Source organism: Sorangium sp. So ce327, from assembly GCF_051530205.1.
Lineage (GTDB): Bacteria > Myxococcota_A > Polyangia > Polyangiales > Polyangiaceae > Sorangium > Sorangium cellulosum_B.
In genome coordinates, this window is the sequence record NZ_CP150330.1 from 8,419,849 (window position 1) to 8,435,587 (window position 15,739).

At 70.5% G+C, this 15,739-nt stretch carries 14 protein-coding genes; 8 read left to right on the forward strand and 6 right to left on the reverse strand.

Annotated elements, in window-relative coordinates; genetic code table 11:
• Positions 1-4 precede the first annotated feature (4 nt).
• The 8 genes from WME95_RS31340 (at position 5) to WME95_RS31375 (ending at position 8,765) form a co-directional block, all read left to right on the forward strand.
• A complete protein-coding gene (locus WME95_RS31340; RefSeq protein WP_437903008.1) occupies positions 5-625 on the forward strand; it encodes a hypothetical protein in 621 nt (206 codons plus the stop codon).
• Positions 622-891 carry a hypothetical protein gene (locus WME95_RS31345; protein ID WP_437903009.1) on the forward strand — a complete coding sequence of 90 codons (270 nt, stop codon included), beginning with the start codon at positions 622-624 and terminating at the stop codon, positions 889-891. Before WME95_RS31340 ends, WME95_RS31345 begins: the two co-directional genes overlap by 4 nt.
• 40 nt (positions 892-931) lie before the next feature.
• Positions 932-1,108, forward strand: coding sequence for a hypothetical protein (locus WME95_RS31350; RefSeq protein WP_437542522.1), 177 nt, complete (start codon positions 932-934; stop codon positions 1,106-1,108).
• Positions 1,109-1,513: 405 nt separating this feature from the next.
• On the forward strand, positions 1,514-3,895 hold the full coding sequence (locus WME95_RS31355) for a hypothetical protein (RefSeq protein ID WP_437903010.1): 2,382 nt from the start codon (positions 1,514-1,516) through the stop codon (positions 3,893-3,895).
• A gap of 177 nt (positions 3,896-4,072) precedes the next feature.
• Positions 4,073-6,139, forward strand: a complete 2,067-nt coding sequence (locus WME95_RS31360) for a toxin-antitoxin system YwqK family antitoxin (RefSeq protein ID WP_437903011.1) — start codon at positions 4,073-4,075, stop codon at positions 6,137-6,139.
• Positions 6,140-6,298: 159 nt separating this feature from the next.
• Positions 6,299-7,708: an MBL fold metallo-hydrolase gene (locus WME95_RS31365; protein ID WP_437903012.1), complete on the forward strand. Its 1,410-nt coding sequence runs from the start codon at positions 6,299-6,301 to the stop codon at positions 7,706-7,708.
• The gene (locus WME95_RS31370) at positions 7,705-8,229 is read left to right on the forward strand and encodes a YeeE/YedE thiosulfate transporter family protein (RefSeq protein ID WP_437542529.1); all 525 of its coding nucleotides are present in this window, start codon (positions 7,705-7,707) and stop codon (positions 8,227-8,229) included. Before WME95_RS31365 ends, WME95_RS31370 begins: the two co-directional genes overlap by 4 nt.
• Positions 8,226-8,765 (forward strand): DUF6691 family protein, encoded by a 540-nt coding sequence (locus tag WME95_RS31375; protein WP_437903013.1) that lies wholly within the window; start codon positions 8,226-8,228, stop codon positions 8,763-8,765. Before WME95_RS31370 ends, WME95_RS31375 begins: the two co-directional genes overlap by 4 nt.
• Before the next feature lie 25 nt (positions 8,766-8,790).
• Here the strand turns inward: WME95_RS31375 and WME95_RS31380 are convergent, their stop codons facing one another.
• The 6 genes from WME95_RS31380 to WME95_RS31405 all read right to left on the reverse strand — a co-directional run bounded on the left by WME95_RS31380 (position 8,791) and on the right by WME95_RS31405 (position 15,738).
• On the reverse strand, positions 8,791-9,993 hold the full coding sequence (locus WME95_RS31380) for a hypothetical protein (protein WP_437903014.1): 1,203 nt from the start codon (positions 9,991-9,993) through the stop codon (positions 8,791-8,793).
• 94 nt (positions 9,994-10,087) lie between these two features.
• A complete protein-coding gene (locus tag WME95_RS31385; protein ID WP_437903015.1) occupies positions 10,088-10,891 on the reverse strand; it encodes a class I SAM-dependent methyltransferase in 804 nt (267 codons plus the stop codon).
• A gap of 299 nt (positions 10,892-11,190) precedes the next feature.
• On the reverse strand, positions 11,191-12,951 hold the full coding sequence (locus WME95_RS31390) for a hypothetical protein (protein ID WP_437903016.1): 1,761 nt from the start codon (positions 12,949-12,951) through the stop codon (positions 11,191-11,193).
• A gap of 350 nt (positions 12,952-13,301) precedes the next feature.
• Positions 13,302-13,676, reverse strand: coding sequence for a PAAR-like domain-containing protein (locus WME95_RS31395; protein ID WP_437903017.1), 375 nt, complete (start codon positions 13,674-13,676; stop codon positions 13,302-13,304).
• Between the two features lie 2 nt (positions 13,677-13,678).
• Complete coding sequence (locus tag WME95_RS31400; protein ID WP_437903018.1) at positions 13,679-14,713, reverse strand: beta-ketoacyl synthase N-terminal-like domain-containing protein; 1,035 nt, start codon at positions 14,711-14,713, stop codon at positions 13,679-13,681.
• Positions 14,710-15,738, reverse strand: coding sequence for a DUF2169 family type VI secretion system accessory protein (locus tag WME95_RS31405; protein WP_437903020.1), 1,029 nt, complete (start codon positions 15,736-15,738; stop codon positions 14,710-14,712). Before WME95_RS31405 ends, WME95_RS31400 begins: the two co-directional genes overlap by 4 nt.
• Position 15,739 lies beyond the last annotated feature (1 nt).

Genomic DNA, 15,739 nt, shown 5'->3' on the forward strand with positions numbered 1-15,739 from the left:
GCTCATGTCGAGGAAGCTTCATCAAGGCTCGGGGGCTCCCCATCTAGGCCCCCTTCCGCATCGACCTTCAGCGCTCGCGCCCGCGCCCGGGCAGGCTCTGGACGCGCGCCGTCTCCTCGGCGGCGCGCGACGAGCGGCGCGCCTCGCGCTGGGGATCGCGACCGCGGCGCTCGCGCTGGCGGCGTGCAGCGGCGGCGAGGCGCGCGCGCCGAACCCGCTGCGCGCCCTCGACGAGCGCAGGGCGATCGAGGTGATCCGCCGCGCGATGGCGCACGAGGGCGCGCAGCCGGCGCGCGGGCGCGAGGTCGAGCTGACCAGCGGGCAGAAGGTGCGCGTCGATGTCGGCGTGCAGAGCCGCGCGTACGGCGTCGTCTACGTGACCGAGGAGGACGCCCAGGCGCTCGGCGCCGCGATCCCGCCGCCGAACGGCCGGGACGAGAAGCTGCGCATCGTCCGCGGCGGGCCGGACGGGGCCATTCGCCTCGTGCTCCTCTACCAGCAGAACTACCTCTACGACGACCTCGTCGGCGAGTCGCACGAGCGCACGACGATCACCGCCGAGCGCGAGCTCACGCGCGACGTGCAGGACTTCATCACCTACGCGCGGACGCAGAAGTTCCAGTGAGCGCGCGCGAGGAGGGCGGGCCGGCGCGCCGCCGGGGGCACAGGAGAGAGCGAGACGCCGCCGAGGAGCGCGCGCGACGCGCGCTCGGCGGCGGGGGGTTGCTGCTCGTCGCCGGGCTCGCGCTGGTCGGCGTCGGGCCGTCGGACGCGGGCATGGGGCTCACGGTGCTCGCGCTCCTGGTGCTCATCTACGGGATCCACAGCTTCGGCCGGCTGGGGACGGAGCGCGACGGACGAAGCGAGCAGGCGCGGGCTCCGTCGCGTTGAGGCTTGCGGAGCGGGGCGCGTTCGAGCAGCATCCGCCGCCATGCAACGCCCTACGCGCCAGCACCAGCACCTCACCCTCAAGGTCACCCAGAAGCAGGAGCGGAGCACCCAGAGCTCCCGGAAGCCCGGCCGCAAGCACAAGCGCTGGAGCAAGTTCCTCGCGCAGTACGCGCCGCTCGTCGCCGGCGCCGAGACGGCCGCCTCCGCCGAGAGCTGAGCTCCCGCCGCCGGCCGAGGACGCCCTGGCGCCCGGCCTTCACGATTCCTTCCCACGCATAATTTTTCACTAAATTACATGCCGACGCAGGCCGCCTCCGCTCCCGACGAGGCGGCGGCGCCTCCGCCCGCGTGGCGGCTGTGCCGCCCGTGCCGCGAGCCGCTACGGCGGATGTGCCGCCACTGTGCGACGCGGCCACCGCACCGCTGTCTCTCCATGGATCGTGGATTTTCGTGATGGGGTCGCGCTCATCTCGCCACGTAGCCAAGAGAACGCCCCCTCTCGGCGTCTGATACGCGATAGCCAGGCGGCCTGTCACCCACTCCGCGCGAGACGGGCGCGCCGGCTCCGCGCGCGCATGGCGCGCGAAAGGGCCCACTCCATCTCTCGCGCAAGGAAGGATCCATGCCCGCTCGTCCTCCGTCCCGCGCTGCCCGCGCGGCAGCGTCGCTTTTGTGCTCTCTCGTCGTCGGCGGCACATCACTCCTCCCGGGGTGCCTGAGCCGCCCGATAGCCCATCAGGACACGCGCACGACTGGCACCGTCGTCGAGCGGCTCCCGCGGCGCGTCGACAAGATCGATCTCCTCCTGACCATCGACAACTCGGGGTCGATGAAGGACAAACAGGACATCCTCGCGCTGGCCGTGCCCGACCTCGTGAGGCGCCTGGTCGACCCCCGGTGCATCGATCCGCTGAACCCCCTGACGTCGTCCCCGCCGAGGGAGGACGGCCGCTGCCCGAGCGGCATGGAGCGCGAGTTCGAGCCCGTCGTCGACATCCACATCGGGATCATCAGCACGAGCCTCGGCAGCCATGGCGCGGACTCGTGCCGCGATGAAGGACAGTTCTTCTACAACGACAAGGGGCACCTCATCGCCCGGAGCGACAGGGACGACCACAACGACGCAGACAACGACCCGCCGACGTACCAGAACCTGGGGTTCCTCGCCTGGGATCCAGAGCAGAAGCTCAGCCCCGCGGGCGAGTCGATCCTCGACGACGGCGCGGGGCGCGGCCTGGTGCCGACGCTGACGAACATGGTCAGAGGAGTGGCCGACACCGGCTGCGGCTACGAGTCGCAGCTGGAGAGCTGGTACCGCTTCCTCGTGGACCCCGCGCCCTACGAGGCCCTCGAGGTGGTGAACGGCAAGGCGGAGCGGCGCGGCGTGGACAAGGAGCTCCTGGATCAGCGCAAGGCGTTCCTGCGGCCAGACTCGCTCCTCGCGATCATCATGCTGTCGGACGAGAACGACTGTTCCATCAAGGAGGGAGGGAATGCCTTCTGGGTCGCGAGGAATTTGACCGAATACCCAGACGGCCACAAGGAGGAGTTCCGGATGTTCCCTCCGCGCAGGGAGTGCTCGGACAAGGGCCTGGACGACCCGTGCTGCAAGTCCTGCGGGTCGGACAGGGGCGAGTGCCCGCTGGACGAGGAGACCTGCGGCCCGGACGGCCAGCTCCGTGTGCTCACGAAGACCGAGGATCCGCACAACCTGCGCTGCTTCGACCAGAAGCGCCGGTTCGGCATCGATCTGCTCTACCCGATCGACCGCTACAGGGACGCGCTCACGCAGAAACGGATCCAGGATCACCAGGGCAATCTCGTCGACAACCCGATCTTCTCGGATCTCGACCCGGACGACGAGAACAGCGCGGACCGTCCGCCGGAGTACGTGTTCTTCGCGGGCCTCGTGGGCGTCCCGTGGCAGGACATCGCGCGCCAGGACGAGGCCGGTCAGCCCGATCTCCGGGAAGGCAGGGACCAGGACGGCAACCGCGTCGGCGGCTTCAAGAGCGCCAAGGAGCTGAACGCTCCCAGCGCGAGCTTCGCGAGCACCTGGGACATCATCCTCGGAGATCCGAAGTCGCGCCGGAGCCCCGGCGATCCCCACATGATCGAGTCGCCGCTCCCCCGCGATGGCGAGAACCCGATCACCGGGACGCGCATCGCCGGCCCGGACTCGCCGGACGACGCCAACGACATCAACGGCCATGAATGGAACCCCAACCCGAGCGTCGGTGACCTCCAGTACGCTTGCACGTTCGAGTTGCTCGAGCCCGTGACGGGCGGGGACTGCAAGAGCACGGAAGACCGAGACAGCCCCCTGTGCCAGGACAACCCCGACGGCACCGACAGCAACCTCCAGGTCAACGCGAAGGCCTATCCGGGCCTGCGGCAGCTCGAGCTCATCCGGGACCTCGGGGAGCAGGGCATCGTCGGCTCCGTGTGCCCGGCGCAGCTCAGGTTCCCGGAAGAGGACCGGCTCGACTTCGGCTATCGGCCGGCGATCGGCGCGATCGTCGATCGCCTGAAGACGAAGCTCGGCGGGCAGTGCCTGCCCCGCGCGCTCCAGCCGGACGAGAGCGGACAGGTCAGCTGCCTGGTCCTCGAGGCGCGGAGCACGGCCGAGGGGAAGTGCGGCTGCGACGGGCTGACGGCGCGGCGGGAGGTGCTCCACGAGAACCTCGCCGCGAAGCGGATGGTGCTCGACGATCCGGTGGCGGCGGTGAACGGCTGGAACTGCGTCTGCGAGGTCGAGCAGCTGAAAACGCCGGACGAGCTCGCGGCGTGCCAGAACACGGTGCCTCCTGCGCCTGTCGAGGTCGGCGGCGAGAAGGTGCACGGGTGGTGTTATGTCGACCCGCGGCTCGGCTTCGGCCGAGACGAAGTCGTCGCCAAGTGCCCGTCCACAGAGCGCCGCCAGGTCCGGTTCACCGGCGACGGCGCAGCCCTGGACGGCGCGACGCAGTTCGTCATCTGCACCGGCGACACCGCCAACCAGTAGCGCGGCGCAGACAGCAGCGATCCGCGGTGATGGCCGCGGTCGTGGAGAGGGTCGAGCTTCCGTGGCTCGGAGCGGTGCTCAGGCAGGCGCCGCTCGCCCCGGACCCGCGCTTCGCGGATCTTTGCAATCAGCGTGAAGGGCCGCCTTCTCGGCGCGAAAGCCGATAGACTGTGATGCGTGGACTCCACGGCACACCACGGCGCGGAGCGGCCTCCGTCGGTTCCTTCTTCAGCCAGGTACGACCCCGAGCACGGCACGTTCGAGCTCGTGGAGACCGACGCCGACGGCCGCCGCTCGGGCGAGTGCGACGTCTACCGCGCGAGCGACGGCTCGTTGCTCTCGCGCTGCTCCTACGCGGGCGGGGTGAAGGACGGACCGTTCACCTTGTTCCACCCGAACGGTCAACCCGCGCAGCGCGGGCGCTACCGGGGCGGAGAGCTCGACGGCGAGGTGGTTGTGTACGGCAGCGACGCCCCGACGGAGCTCAGGCTACGACCGTGCTGTGTGCCGCCCGGCGCCTGGGAGCTGCGAACGCGCTATCGGCAAGGGAGCATCCTGCGCCAGGTCTTTCACGACCGCGACGGGTACCCGATCTCCTCGGACGGCTCCCGCTGGCCCGAGCAACCGGCCGGCGTCGCCGGAGAGGCCGACTACGACCACGGGTCGCAACGATGGCTGGTCCGCGAGGAGGACGACGCCTCGGCCTCGCTCATCGACCGTTACTTCACGCGCGAGGGCAAGCCCTCTCAGGAGATCGAGGTTCGCGCTGGCGCGCGTGTTCGCGAGCTCCGGTACGACGCGCTGGGCCGCCCTTCCGAGGAGCGGCACTTCGATCCCCAGGGACGTTTCCACGGCCCGTCCGTCCGCTGGTTTCCCGACCCGGACACGAGCCCTTACCTCGACCGGCGCGTGCGCGAGGAGCGCGGCCAGTATGCGCACGGTCACCCGGTCGGAGCGTTCACGGGGCTCGACGCGGACGGGGCGCCGGTGGTTCGACGCGAGCTCGGCGCGGCCCTCGACGAGGCGAGCCTCGGCGCATCGCCCGCGCTCGCCGAAGAGATCGCGGCGTGGGACGCCGAGCGCGTCTGGGCGCTCGCGCGAGAGCTCTTGCAGGAGGGCCGCGCGCGCGAGGCCTGCTGCGCCGCGGCCCGCGCGGCGGCCCGCGGAGGCGAGCGAGAGAGGCTCGCCGAGTTCCTGCGCGGCGCGACGCTGCAGCCGAGACCCGAGGTCGTGGAGCAACGCGGGCGAGCGCTGCTCGAGGCGTCCGACGCGACCGCGCTCGGCGTCCTGGACGAGCTCTTGCTCGGCGCCGAGCCGAGCGCGGCTTACCGCATGTTCGCCGCCGTCTTCCGGGGCTCGCGTCGCGTTGCGCTCTCGCTCGTCGAGGCGGCGCTGCTGCTCGTGCCCGAGTGCCGCTCGACCTGCATCACGCGCGCGCTCCTGCGGATCGATCTCGGCGACACGCGCGGGGCGCTCGAGGACGCCGACCGCGTCGAGGCCGAGGCCCCCGCCGTGGCCGAGCACCTCAGGACCTTCGTGCGGCTGCTGTACCCGGAGTTTGCTTTCTGGCCGGCGCGCCAGGCCATCGATCCGGTGCCCGGCGACGCATCGGTCACGGTCGAGCTCGATCAGCCGATCGAGCAGGTTCAGCAGAAGGTCCGGCTCTACGCCACACGCCTCCTGCGCCTGCGCGAGGCCGTGCAGCGCGGCCTGCCGGGCACGGAGCCCTGTCCGTGGCTCCCGCCCGACCTGTCGCACCTCTTGCCGGACGGGCCGGTGGCGCTCGCGCGGACAGAGACGACCTTGACCGAGGAGACCGAGAATGGCGTCGAGACCGTCGAGCTCACCGTGGACGAGGCGCTCGACCCAGGAGCCCTGCCAGTCTCTCTCCTGATGCGCAGGGCCCGAGCCGAGTGGGCCGCCCTCTGCTGGCTTTGCTGGTCGGCCGGCCTCGACCAGGTCGCGTTGCCGGAGCGCATCGCGCACCGGCCCGACTTCACGGCGGCGGTCAACATGTCGCTCACCCGCTGGTTCCGCGCGCGCGACCAGCTGCAGACCGGCGGGCTCGTCAGCCGGGTGCGCGGCGTACCGGGCTTCCTCTGGGAAGGGCACGACATCGGAGAGCTCGACCCCACGCTCGCGGGCATCGCGGCCGACGAGCACTTCGAGGTGCGCTGCCTCTTCGTGTGGCTCATGTTCCAGGAGAACGTCTCCCCGTTCCAGAGCGATATCCGCGCGGCGTGAGCGCCGAGTCAGGCACCATCTCGCCACAGCGGACAGGTCGAGGCGTGGCGGTCCTGCGCGCGACGGGTGACCCCTTGAGCTCGCGCGTCGCGCCGATCGCTCTCAGCGGTCTGTCTGGCGCCTCGCTTGCATCCGCTCCCGCGCATGCATCTACACCGGATGAAGACTCCAGGTCTCGCGCACATCGCCTACCTGCTCGGCAACGAGGACGAGGCGATCGTGGTGGACCCGCGGAGGGACATGGACGAGGTCCTCGCGGCGGCCCGGGAGAGGGACCTCGTGATCAAGTTCATCCTCGAGACGCACCGCCACGAGGACTTCGTCATGGGATCTGCCGCCCTCGCGAAGGCGACGGGCGCGAAGATCGTGAGCTTGGATCATCCGCTCTTCGGACAGAGCGACATCCGGATGCGGGACGGCGAGGAGCTCGACCTGATCGGGCTGCGCGTCCGCGCGCTCCATACGCCGGGACACACGCCCGAGAGCACCTGTTATGCCGTGTTCCTCCCGGACGCGCCCGGGCGCGCCTTTGGCGTCTTCACCGGCGATACGCTGTTCATCGGGGAGACGGGGCGGACCGACCTGCCCGACCGCGACAAGACCAGCGACAACGCGCGCCTCCTCTTCGCGTCGGTGCACGAGAAGCTCGTCCCGCTCGGCGATCAGGCGCTCCTCTGGCCCGCCCACGGCTCCGGCTCGGTCTGCGGGGGCAACATCGCGGAGCGCGATGATTCCACGCTCGGCCTCGAGCGCGCCTACAATCCCGTCTTCGTGAAGTCGGCCGACGACTTCGCCCGCGCCAAGGTCGCGGAGCGCATCCCGCGCCCACCCTATTTCAGCTTGATGGAGAGGCTGAACCTCGAAGGGGGCAAGCCGCTCTCCGTGAAGCCCGGCGAAGTGCCCTTCCTGCCGCCAAACAAGTTCGCGTCGGAATCCAAGCAGGGGCTGGTGCTCGACGCGCGCGACCCCGAGGCGTTCGCGTCGGGGCACCTGCCCGGCTCGCTGAACCTCTGGTTCGCCGGGCTCCCGGTGTTCGGCGGGTGGGTCGCGGACGAGACGACCCGGGTATACCTGGTCGTCTCGCGCGCCGCGGACATGGAGGCGGCGGTCCTGCACCTCGCGCGCGTCGGCGTCGATCACGTCTCCGGCGTGCTCGCCGGAGGGTTCGACGCATGGCGGGACGCGGGCATGCCCATCGAGAAGACGGGCACGATGACCCCGCGCGAGCTCCACGACGCGGGCGACGCCGTCGCGGTGCTCGACGTCCGCGATGATCAGGAGTTCGAGGCGGAGGGGCACATCGAAGGCGCGCGGCACATGTACGTGGGATATCTCGACGAGCACTTCGAGAAGATCCAGCCCGCGCTGCCGCGTCATGGCCGCATCGCGCTCGTCTGCAGCGTCGGGCATCGCGCTGGGCTCGCGACGAGCATCCTCCGTCGCCGCGGCTTCACCGAGGTCGCCAACGTCCTCGGCGGGATGACGGCGTGGGAGAAGCTCGGTTTGCCGAAGAAGCAGGGCCCCGAGCGCACGGTGACCACCATGGATATCGAAGGAGCGCGACGATGAGCTCGCAGGGAGGCGCGCGCTGGGCACCGGAGATCGCCGGGCTCGCGATCGGAGCGCTGGAGACGTTCGCGATGGGGACCGCGAAGCGGCCTCTCGGCGTGACGTCCGCGTTCGAGACGGCGGCGAGCGCGCTGGCGCGCCGGCTCGCGCCGCAGGCCAGCCGGGTGAACGAGTTCGTGGCCAAGCGGGAAACGACGCCGAAGATCGACTGGGAGGTGCTGCTCGCCCCGGGCATCGTCCTTGGCGCGTTCCTGGCTTCGCGCGCATCGGGCGCGCGAGGATCCACGCTGCCGGACGCGTGGCGGGCGCGGTTCGGGGAGAGCCGCGGAAAGCGCTACGCGGCCGCGTTTTGCGGGGGCGCCCTGATGATGTTCGGCGCGCGGCTCGGCAAGGGATGCACCAGCGGGCACGGCATCAGCGGCACGATGCAGCTCGCCGCGGCGAGCCTCGCGTTCGACGTCGCGATGGGCGTGAGCGCCGCCTTGACGGCGAAGCTCCTGTTTCGAGGAGGCGCGCGATGAAGCGGGATCCGCTCGGAAGACTGGTGCTCGGCCTCGCGACCGGGACCGCATTCGGCGCCTTTCTCCAGCGAGGAGGGGCCTCGGATGCCGACCTCATCCTCAAGCAGCTCCTGCTGCGCGACAGCAGCATTGCGCGGATCATGTCGAACGCGGCGGCCGCCGGCTCGATCGGCACGCACGGCCTGCGCGCGGCCGGCGCGACCGAGCTCGACGTGAAGCCGTTCCAGGTACGTTCGGTGATCCTGGGCGGCGTGGCCTTCGGCGCTGGCATGGCGATCCTCGGGTATTGCCCCGGCACGACCCTCGCCGCCGTCGGCGAAGGCCGGCGCGACGCGATGTTCGGGCTGCTCGGGATGGTCGCTGGAGCGCTCGCCTTCATCCGCGTGTACCCGCACATCAAGGAGGTGGTCGAAGAGACGGACCTCGGCAAGGTCACCCTCCCTTCGGCGACGAAGACGTCCCCTTGGCCCTGGGTGGCTGGCCTCGCCGGGCTCGCGGGCGCAGCGGCGCTCGTCAGCCGCGTGCGGGTGGCGTGATGGATTGGAGCGCGACGAGGACGCGTCAGTCGAGGATCATCACGGCGGTCTCGCCCCCGATGTCCAGGCGCGAAAGAAAAGACTCTAGGGCCTCCATGGACAGGGGGGCCCCCCTCACCGCCAGCGCGGATTCACGAACGCTGGTGAGCGCTGGGAGCCAGTCGAAGCTCGTGAGCTGACCCGAGCTCACGACTCTGAGCTCACCCACCTCCGCGAGGGCGCCGAACCCTTCGAGGCCCGGGCCTTCCAGCAGATGCATCTGAAAATTCGCGCCAACGCGGCGCAGGTTGCGCAGCGCGGTGAAGTCGTCCGTGTGGTTGCGGAAGAGGGTCAGCGAGCCGTCGATGTGGATGAGGGAGGAGAGCGGCTCCAGAACGCCTGGCGTCACGTCGCTCAGGTGGATCGAGCCCCGGAAGCGGGTGCATCCGGCCAAGCCCGTGTAGGGCTCGATCGCCAGATCGCCCGGCTGGCCACACACCATCGCCTCGGCATCGGGGTCCGGCGGCTCCTTGGGAACGGCGTTCGTGAGGGACACCAGCGCGCCGCTGCGCACGCGCGACGTCGCGAAGGACTCCAGCGCTTCAGCGGTCAGCTGCGCGTTGCGCCGAGCGATCATCGAGGCGCCGATCTCCGCGAGAGCAGGAAGCCACGAGAAGTCGGCAAAGCCGCTCTGGTAGAGCCATAGCCCGGAGACGACCTGGAGCGACTCCAGGCCGCGCAAGGCCTCCGGCGCTCCCACGACCAGCAACCGACCTTCGATCCGCGTCAGGTTGGACAGGGGTCCGAGATCCTCAGGAGGCGAGTAGAGCAGCAGGGATCCCGCTATTTCCCTGAGATCCATGAGCGCGTCGATCGTCTCGGGCCCGTCCAAGGCCAGCAGATGAAGCGTGCCGAGGAAGCGCGTGCAGCCACGCAAGCGCTCCAGCTCGGGCGCGGGCCCGGTCGCCTCGTCGAGGACGTTCGCGCCCACCGCGATCACCTCCCCCGCCGTCCCGCAGTCACGCCCCTCGGCAGATCCGGCTTGCCCGCCCCCGGACGGCTCGGCGGCCCCGGAGCCGCCGCTGCCAGCTGTCGCGCCGCCTCCGCCGCCTCCGCCGCCCGCGACGGCGCTCGAAGCTCCCGTGGAAGCGCCGCCTGTCGCTCCGCCCGGGCCGTCGGGGGTGGTGCCGCAGGCCGCAGCACCGAGGAGCAGCAACCCCGCCGCGCCGCTCAGCCCGCGCCGCAACATGAGCCTTTCCCCTCTTCCCCTCGCATGGTCGCCCGATTCTAACAGAGCTCTCACGCGCGAGGCACGCTGGACTGAAGCGGCGCCGGCGGGCGGGCTAGTTGCCTGCCGTGTGGGCGATCGCGAAGATGAGGTTGCGCCCGAGCCGGATGCCCTGCGGCGTGCGGAACGCCTCGAGCTCCTTCGCGAGCCGCGCTCGCACCTCGCGCTTCTCCTCGGGGCTCAGGTGCGAGAGGTGATTGCCGAACGAGCTCGACCCGCTGTGCCTCAAGATCTCGTCGACGTCGGCGGCGTGGTCGACGAAGGTGAGGATCTCCACCGTGTCGGCGATGAAGCCGGCGCGCTCGAGCAGCGCTCGAGCCTCGTCGACCGTCAGCTTGTGCGGGCGATTGCCCTCCGCGTCTCTCCCGAGATCGGCCAGCACCTTGCGCTGGATCGGCTCGAGCTGGTGCGGCTTCTCCCGCGATCCCGTGCTGAATCCGAGCTTGCCGCCGGGCTTCAACACGCGCGCCGCCTCGGCGATGGCGCGCTCCTTCTGGGCTTCGTTCAGCCAGTGAAGGACGCTGTTCAGGTACACGACGTCAAAGCTCTTCGAGGCGAAGGCGGAGAGGTCCTCGGCGCGGCCGACCGCGGTCGCGAGGTTCGCGCGGGCCTTCTGCCGGGCGATGTCGACGCGGAGCGGCAGGGGATCGATGGCCGTCACGCTGCCCTCGGGGCCGACGATCTCTGCCACGTGAGCGGCGAGCCGGCCGGTGCCCGCGCCGACGTCGAGCACACGCTGGCCGCGCCGCACGCCCAGCGTTTCGATGAGGAGCTTGCCGTGGTTGAACTGCCGGTCGCTGCCGTGCTCGTAGGCCTGGGCGAGCTCGGGGGTGTCGAGAGAGAGGCTGATGGTGGTCATGCCGGCCGCCCGAGCAGGGCCCGTGCCGGCGCCCGGCGCCGCGCTGGCAGGGCCCGCGCGCCGGAGCGCCGCGCCGCCGGCGAGGACCCGGGCGCGGCAGATCGAGGTCGCCGCTGCCCGCGGGCCAGCAGCGATGCTGCTCTGGTGCTGCGCCGCGAGCAGCGTGGCCGCGCGGCGAAAGGGGGCGGGCAGGGACGGCGGCGGGTCCGATGCGCCGGCGCGGCGCCCGATGGCGCATCGGTCGGACGTCGTTTGGACGCGAAGACGCAGCTTCGCCGTGCGTCGGGCTGACCTCGTACCTATCTTCTATGCTGCTGCCCCCAGGCCCCCGGTGCTTCGTTCGCAGCCTGGAGGATCGCCTGCCACGCCCCCAAGCACCGCTCCTGCTCCGCCACGAAATCGTGCGGATCGAAGTGTGACCATCTCCCTGTCTGCACGGCCAGCTCCCTCGACAACCGCCTCCGATCCTCGATCGGGAGCGCAAGCCTCGACAGCTCTTGAAGCGACACCGATGGCGCGTATTTCTGCCCGCGCCGCAACCGATGTTTCGGGTCAAAGCTCGCCCGGTGCTCCGACCAGTATGCCCTCCAGCGCGCAGGATCCGTCGACGGTATACCCAGCGTCTCCTTCGACCCGACCGGCGCGCGATCGCGCGGATCACCCACCAGCTCTCCAAGAGGCCGACGTCCAGGAAACGGCTCCGGATTCGGATCGATCACCACCACGTCCTGCAGCGCCGCCGCGTCGACCTCCATGTCCTCGACAAGGCCCGCGCCGAGCAGGCGATCGAGCGCGGCGCCGGCGGCAAGCGCGACCTCCTTTGCTGCGCACTCCAGCAGATCCAGCAGGCTCGGGATTGCCTCCACGAGCCCAGCCCACCCGACCGCCTCAACTGCCGAAGGCGTTGGAGAGCGCTGCATTCGCTCGAGCAGCCACCAGGCGTCCTCCTCGCCGGCGACCAGCGCCAGCCGCGCCAGCGCCCGGTCCCCGAGCGCTCCCTGGGCCGCCCTGCGCGCTGCCTCGGCCGCGCGCCCGTGCGCCGCGATCAACATGGCATCGAGCCCCGTCGTCTGGACGTCGAGGCTCTCGTGTGCAAGCGCCCGCTCCAGCGCCCGGTCGAAGCGCGGATGTCTCACCGCAGCGAGCGCAGATAACCCGTATGCGAAAATGCGGGTGTCCTCCTCATCGCTCAGCGCTTCGAGCTCCGTGGGCGTGAACCAGCCGCGGTATGCCAGCAGCTCCACGGCGATCGCCCGGCACCCGCGCTCGGACGACGCGCTCAACGCCCTCAGGCTGCTCGGCAGGCACGGGCTCCGCGCGAGCTTCATGGCAGATACGAACGCCTCGGCGACGACCGGATCGCCTGGGCCGAACCGGAAGAGCACCCGCTCGGCACAGGCGAGCGTGTCACGCCCCTCGATGCACCCTCCGATCATCGCAGCAGCAAATACACGCATGGGATCGGCGGTCGGCGCGTCCATCGCTAGCGGCTCAATGTGTGCGATCGCCGTCGGACCGAGCGCGGCCAGCGCGTCGATGGCGGCAACCATGCGTTGCTCCAGAGCTCGGGACGAACGCCAGTCGTCCCCAGGGAGCGGCGCCCGCTGGACTCCGAGCATCCCGATCTCCTCGAAGCACACCCGCGACCAGCGGCGAACGAAATCACCCTCCGACACCGCGGTCGACGGCGCGAACGCGAAGCCGGGAGGAGCCGCTTCTCCAGCCAAGACCGGCTTGACCGGCCTCGGTGCCGGCCTGGCAGGACGAACGAGCGCCATCCTCCGCTCCGTCGCCAGGCGGCGCATCGCCTCGGCCATGGCCGCGAGCTCATCGAAGGTCCTCGGCTCCGCCGACGCGGGCTCGGGCTCTTCAGGCGCGGGTTCAGGCACCTTCGGCGCGCGGAACGACGGTACGAGCGAAGCCCGCGCGACGACGTGCAGCGGCGGAAGATCGACCCCCGCGCGTAGCAAGGGAGCGCTCGGTTCGGCGAGCGACGCAGTGGGGAGCCGCTCCTCGGCGGCGACGAGCTCTGCGCAGGCGTCCCGGAGCGAAGCGAGCATCCGAGGCAGGCCCGCTTGCGCCAGGAGAACAGCCGCCGCCCATACATGCCCGTGCGCGCGCCCCACGGCCGTTCCACGATCAGCACGGCCATCAAACGCATCGTATAGCGCGCCAAGGCCGCTCTCGAGCTTGCGCGCAGCGGGCGCAAGGTGGGCGCTCGGCTCACGCTGTCCTTCGATGAAGCGCGTGACCGCGTGAATCAGTGAATGCGCGCGCTCCCAATGCATGACCCAGGGCACAACGGCGTCGCAGGCGGCGAGGTCGTCGGACATACGTGGCCGCCTTACCTGAACCCTTCCCCGCGCACGTTCCCTGCGAGAGCGACGCGTCTGCTGCGGATCGACATGGTTCAAAGCCCTCCCTTGTTCAAGAATCCTGGGCTGCCGGTGGTTCCCACCATCCCGAGCTCCACGAACACGATCGGCGCCCCCATCACGATGAACGACGGACCGCCCGTGTTGAGGCTGACCACCTCCTTCATCGTCCCTGGCTCGTTGCCGTGACATGCCTTGAAGCTCGATCCTACCGTCAGGATCTTCGCGCCGCCCATCTTCGTTCGTACCGGCGCGTTCTTGATACCCTCGGCCGAGCTCGCGAACACCGGATAGGGCACCGGGATCGGGCTCGGTGCGGCCGGCGTCGTGCACACGCTGACCGCCAGCGGGACCATCTGGTGCCCTGATCTGGCCGTGATGCAATCCATCATGCAAGCTGTGATGCTCATGCTCACTCCTCTCCATCCGATGTTCGCGCTGCGCGCGCGAGCACCACCGCGGCCCGCGCCCCGCCGTCGTTCCCGGCAGCCGCGATCACCGCAGGCGACGGCGCAACCCCGTGCTCCCACGCCGTCGCCGCGATCGCGACGAACAGTGGCATCGCCGCGGCACCCAGATAACCGATCCGCTGCGCTGGCGACTCGATGACATACGGGCGGCCGAGCACGTCCTGTAGCCTGACGAACGCCGCCTGCCACTCGCGGAGCCGCCGCATCTCGCCCGTGAGATCGGTCAACATCCACCCCGCCGTCTGCCCAGCCCGCGCCAGCGGCTCGGCCGCCTGCCGCGTCGCGCTGGTCAGCCCGAGCGCCTCATAGGCGGGCGTATCGTCGTGGGGCCCAGCGCGCTCCTGCCCGGTCCCTACGCCGACCACGCGCGCGACGGTGCGGAGCCCCTGCCGGCCCGCGTCCGCGTCACGCATCAACGCGAAGAACGCCGCCCCCTCCCCCGGAATGCGCGCGTCCAGGTTGTCGGGAGAAAAGAGCCGCCCGCTCTCCTCGAGCGCTGCAATCGCACGCGGGTCGTAATCGCTGTGGACGCCGCCCAGGATCACCGCGTCGACCTCCATCGAGGAGAGCGCGTTCAGCGCCTCGAGCAGGAGCGGCCCCAGCGCCGCCTCGCCGCCTGCAACGATCTCCACCGTCGCCGACGTCGAACGCTTCACCGCCGCCGCGAGGAGCCTCGTCGCCGCAGGGGCGTCCCGAGCTCCTTCATCCAGCGCGAGCTGGACCAGGATCTTGCCGTCGCCGATCCGCGAGACGGCCTCATCGAACGCGGGCGCCGCGAGCAGGACGAGCCGCTCCGGCCCCACGATGCGTGGATCGATCGTCGGTACGAATCCCATCGTGATCGCCTCGCCCGCCGAGTTCGCGAGCGGCGCCTCGACGACGGCCGGGAAGCCCGAGCGCAGCAAGAACCCCGTCTGTCGGGCGTTCAGCCCGATCGGCGTGCGTGCCCCGACCTCGACGACCCCGACTGCGCTCACCCGGCCTCCGTCTCGGTCACGACGATCTCGACGTCCCTCATGCGCCGCGGCGCCTGGAACGACGCACGCCACACGAGCTCGACAACCACGCCTGGAGGAGCGAGCGCGTCGATCAGGACCGTATCGAGCTCAGGTAGAAGCATCTCAGGCGCGCGACCCCTTGTCTTCATGGCGACCGCCACGGCGGTCCTGGGCAGTCGAAATACCATCGTTCCCTGACCCGGCGTAAGGTTGAGCAGAACCACCTCTTCTCCACCACGCACCGCCGGCGTCGCGACGAGCCCCGGTGAGGCGCACGAATTGGCGCGATCGTCGTGGTCCAGGGGCAAGAGAGGCGCGCGCTGCCTTTGCCACGCAGCATCATAGGTCCCCAGATAACGCCGCCGTGGCTGCCAGTGACGGCCAATCGCCCCGAGCCCTGCAGGCGCCGGGCGCGTGCTCACCGAGCGGATGAGATCCGCCGGGTCCTCGATGAAGGGCGCGGGCTTGTGTGTGAGCGCTTCCGGGTCGCGCGCGATCCCCATCCCCACCGGATTCCTGGGCTCCTCCACAGGGTGCGACGGATCGCTCCGATCGAGCCCGCCCCACGCGTGGTCGTACCGCACCTCGATACCTGTCGTGGGGCGCGGCTTCGAGAGCCCGGCGCCGTTCGCCTCCCAGACACGCAATCCGAAGATCCGGACGACCTTCTCCAGGCTGCCGAGCCGCACGCCGGCGTCGAAGAAGGGAACGGCCCGTCCGCCGGGCGCGTGCGCCGCCGCTACCACGATGACGTCCGTGCCCGGCTTGGCGACGCACAGATCCGCAGGATACTTGATGCTGCTCTTCTCCGGATCACCCCACGGCACATCGGCGCTGCGGATCCGGCGCTGTACCGCTCTGTCCGAGATCTCGAGCTCGCTCTGCCCCTCGGCCGAGACGAACGTCGCCTTCACGACGACGACGAGGCGCTCGCCTTCCTTGCCGACGAGCAGGAACGGCGCGGCGACGAAATCGGTCCTGTTGTCCACACGCGGCGGATCCATG

Excerpts from the sequence above, each read along its gene's own strand:
- WME95_RS31395 (WP_437903017.1), bottom strand. The coding sequence starts at position 13,676 with ATGAGCATCACAGCTTGCATGATGGATTGCATCACGGCCAGATCAGGG.
- WME95_RS31380 (WP_437903014.1), bottom strand. The coding sequence starts at position 9,993 with ATGTTGCGGCGCGGGCTGAGCGGCGCGGCGGGGTTGCTGCTCCTCGGT.
- WME95_RS31390 (WP_437903016.1), bottom strand. The coding sequence starts at position 12,951 with ATGCTCGCTTCGCTCCGGGACGCCTGCGCAGAGCTCGTCGCCGCCGAG.
- WME95_RS31405 (WP_437903020.1), bottom strand. The coding sequence starts at position 15,738 with ATGGATCCGCCGCGTGTGGACAACAGGACCGATTTCGTCGCCGCGCCG.
- WME95_RS31365 (WP_437903012.1), top strand. The coding sequence starts at position 6,299 with ATGAAGACTCCAGGTCTCGCGCACATCGCCTACCTGCTCGGCAACGAG.
- WME95_RS31375 (WP_437903013.1), top strand. The coding sequence starts at position 8,226 with ATGAAGCGGGATCCGCTCGGAAGACTGGTGCTCGGCCTCGCGACCGGG.
- WME95_RS31350 (WP_437542522.1), top strand. The coding sequence starts at position 932 with ATGCAACGCCCTACGCGCCAGCACCAGCACCTCACCCTCAAGGTCACC.
- WME95_RS31340 (WP_437903008.1), top strand. The coding sequence starts at position 5 with ATGTCGAGGAAGCTTCATCAAGGCTCGGGGGCTCCCCATCTAGGCCCC.
- WME95_RS31355 (WP_437903010.1), top strand. The coding sequence starts at position 1,514 with ATGCCCGCTCGTCCTCCGTCCCGCGCTGCCCGCGCGGCAGCGTCGCTT.
- WME95_RS31370 (WP_437542529.1), top strand. The coding sequence starts at position 7,705 with ATGAGCTCGCAGGGAGGCGCGCGCTGGGCACCGGAGATCGCCGGGCTC.
- WME95_RS31385 (WP_437903015.1), bottom strand. The coding sequence starts at position 10,891 with ATGACCACCATCAGCCTCTCTCTCGACACCCCCGAGCTCGCCCAGGCC.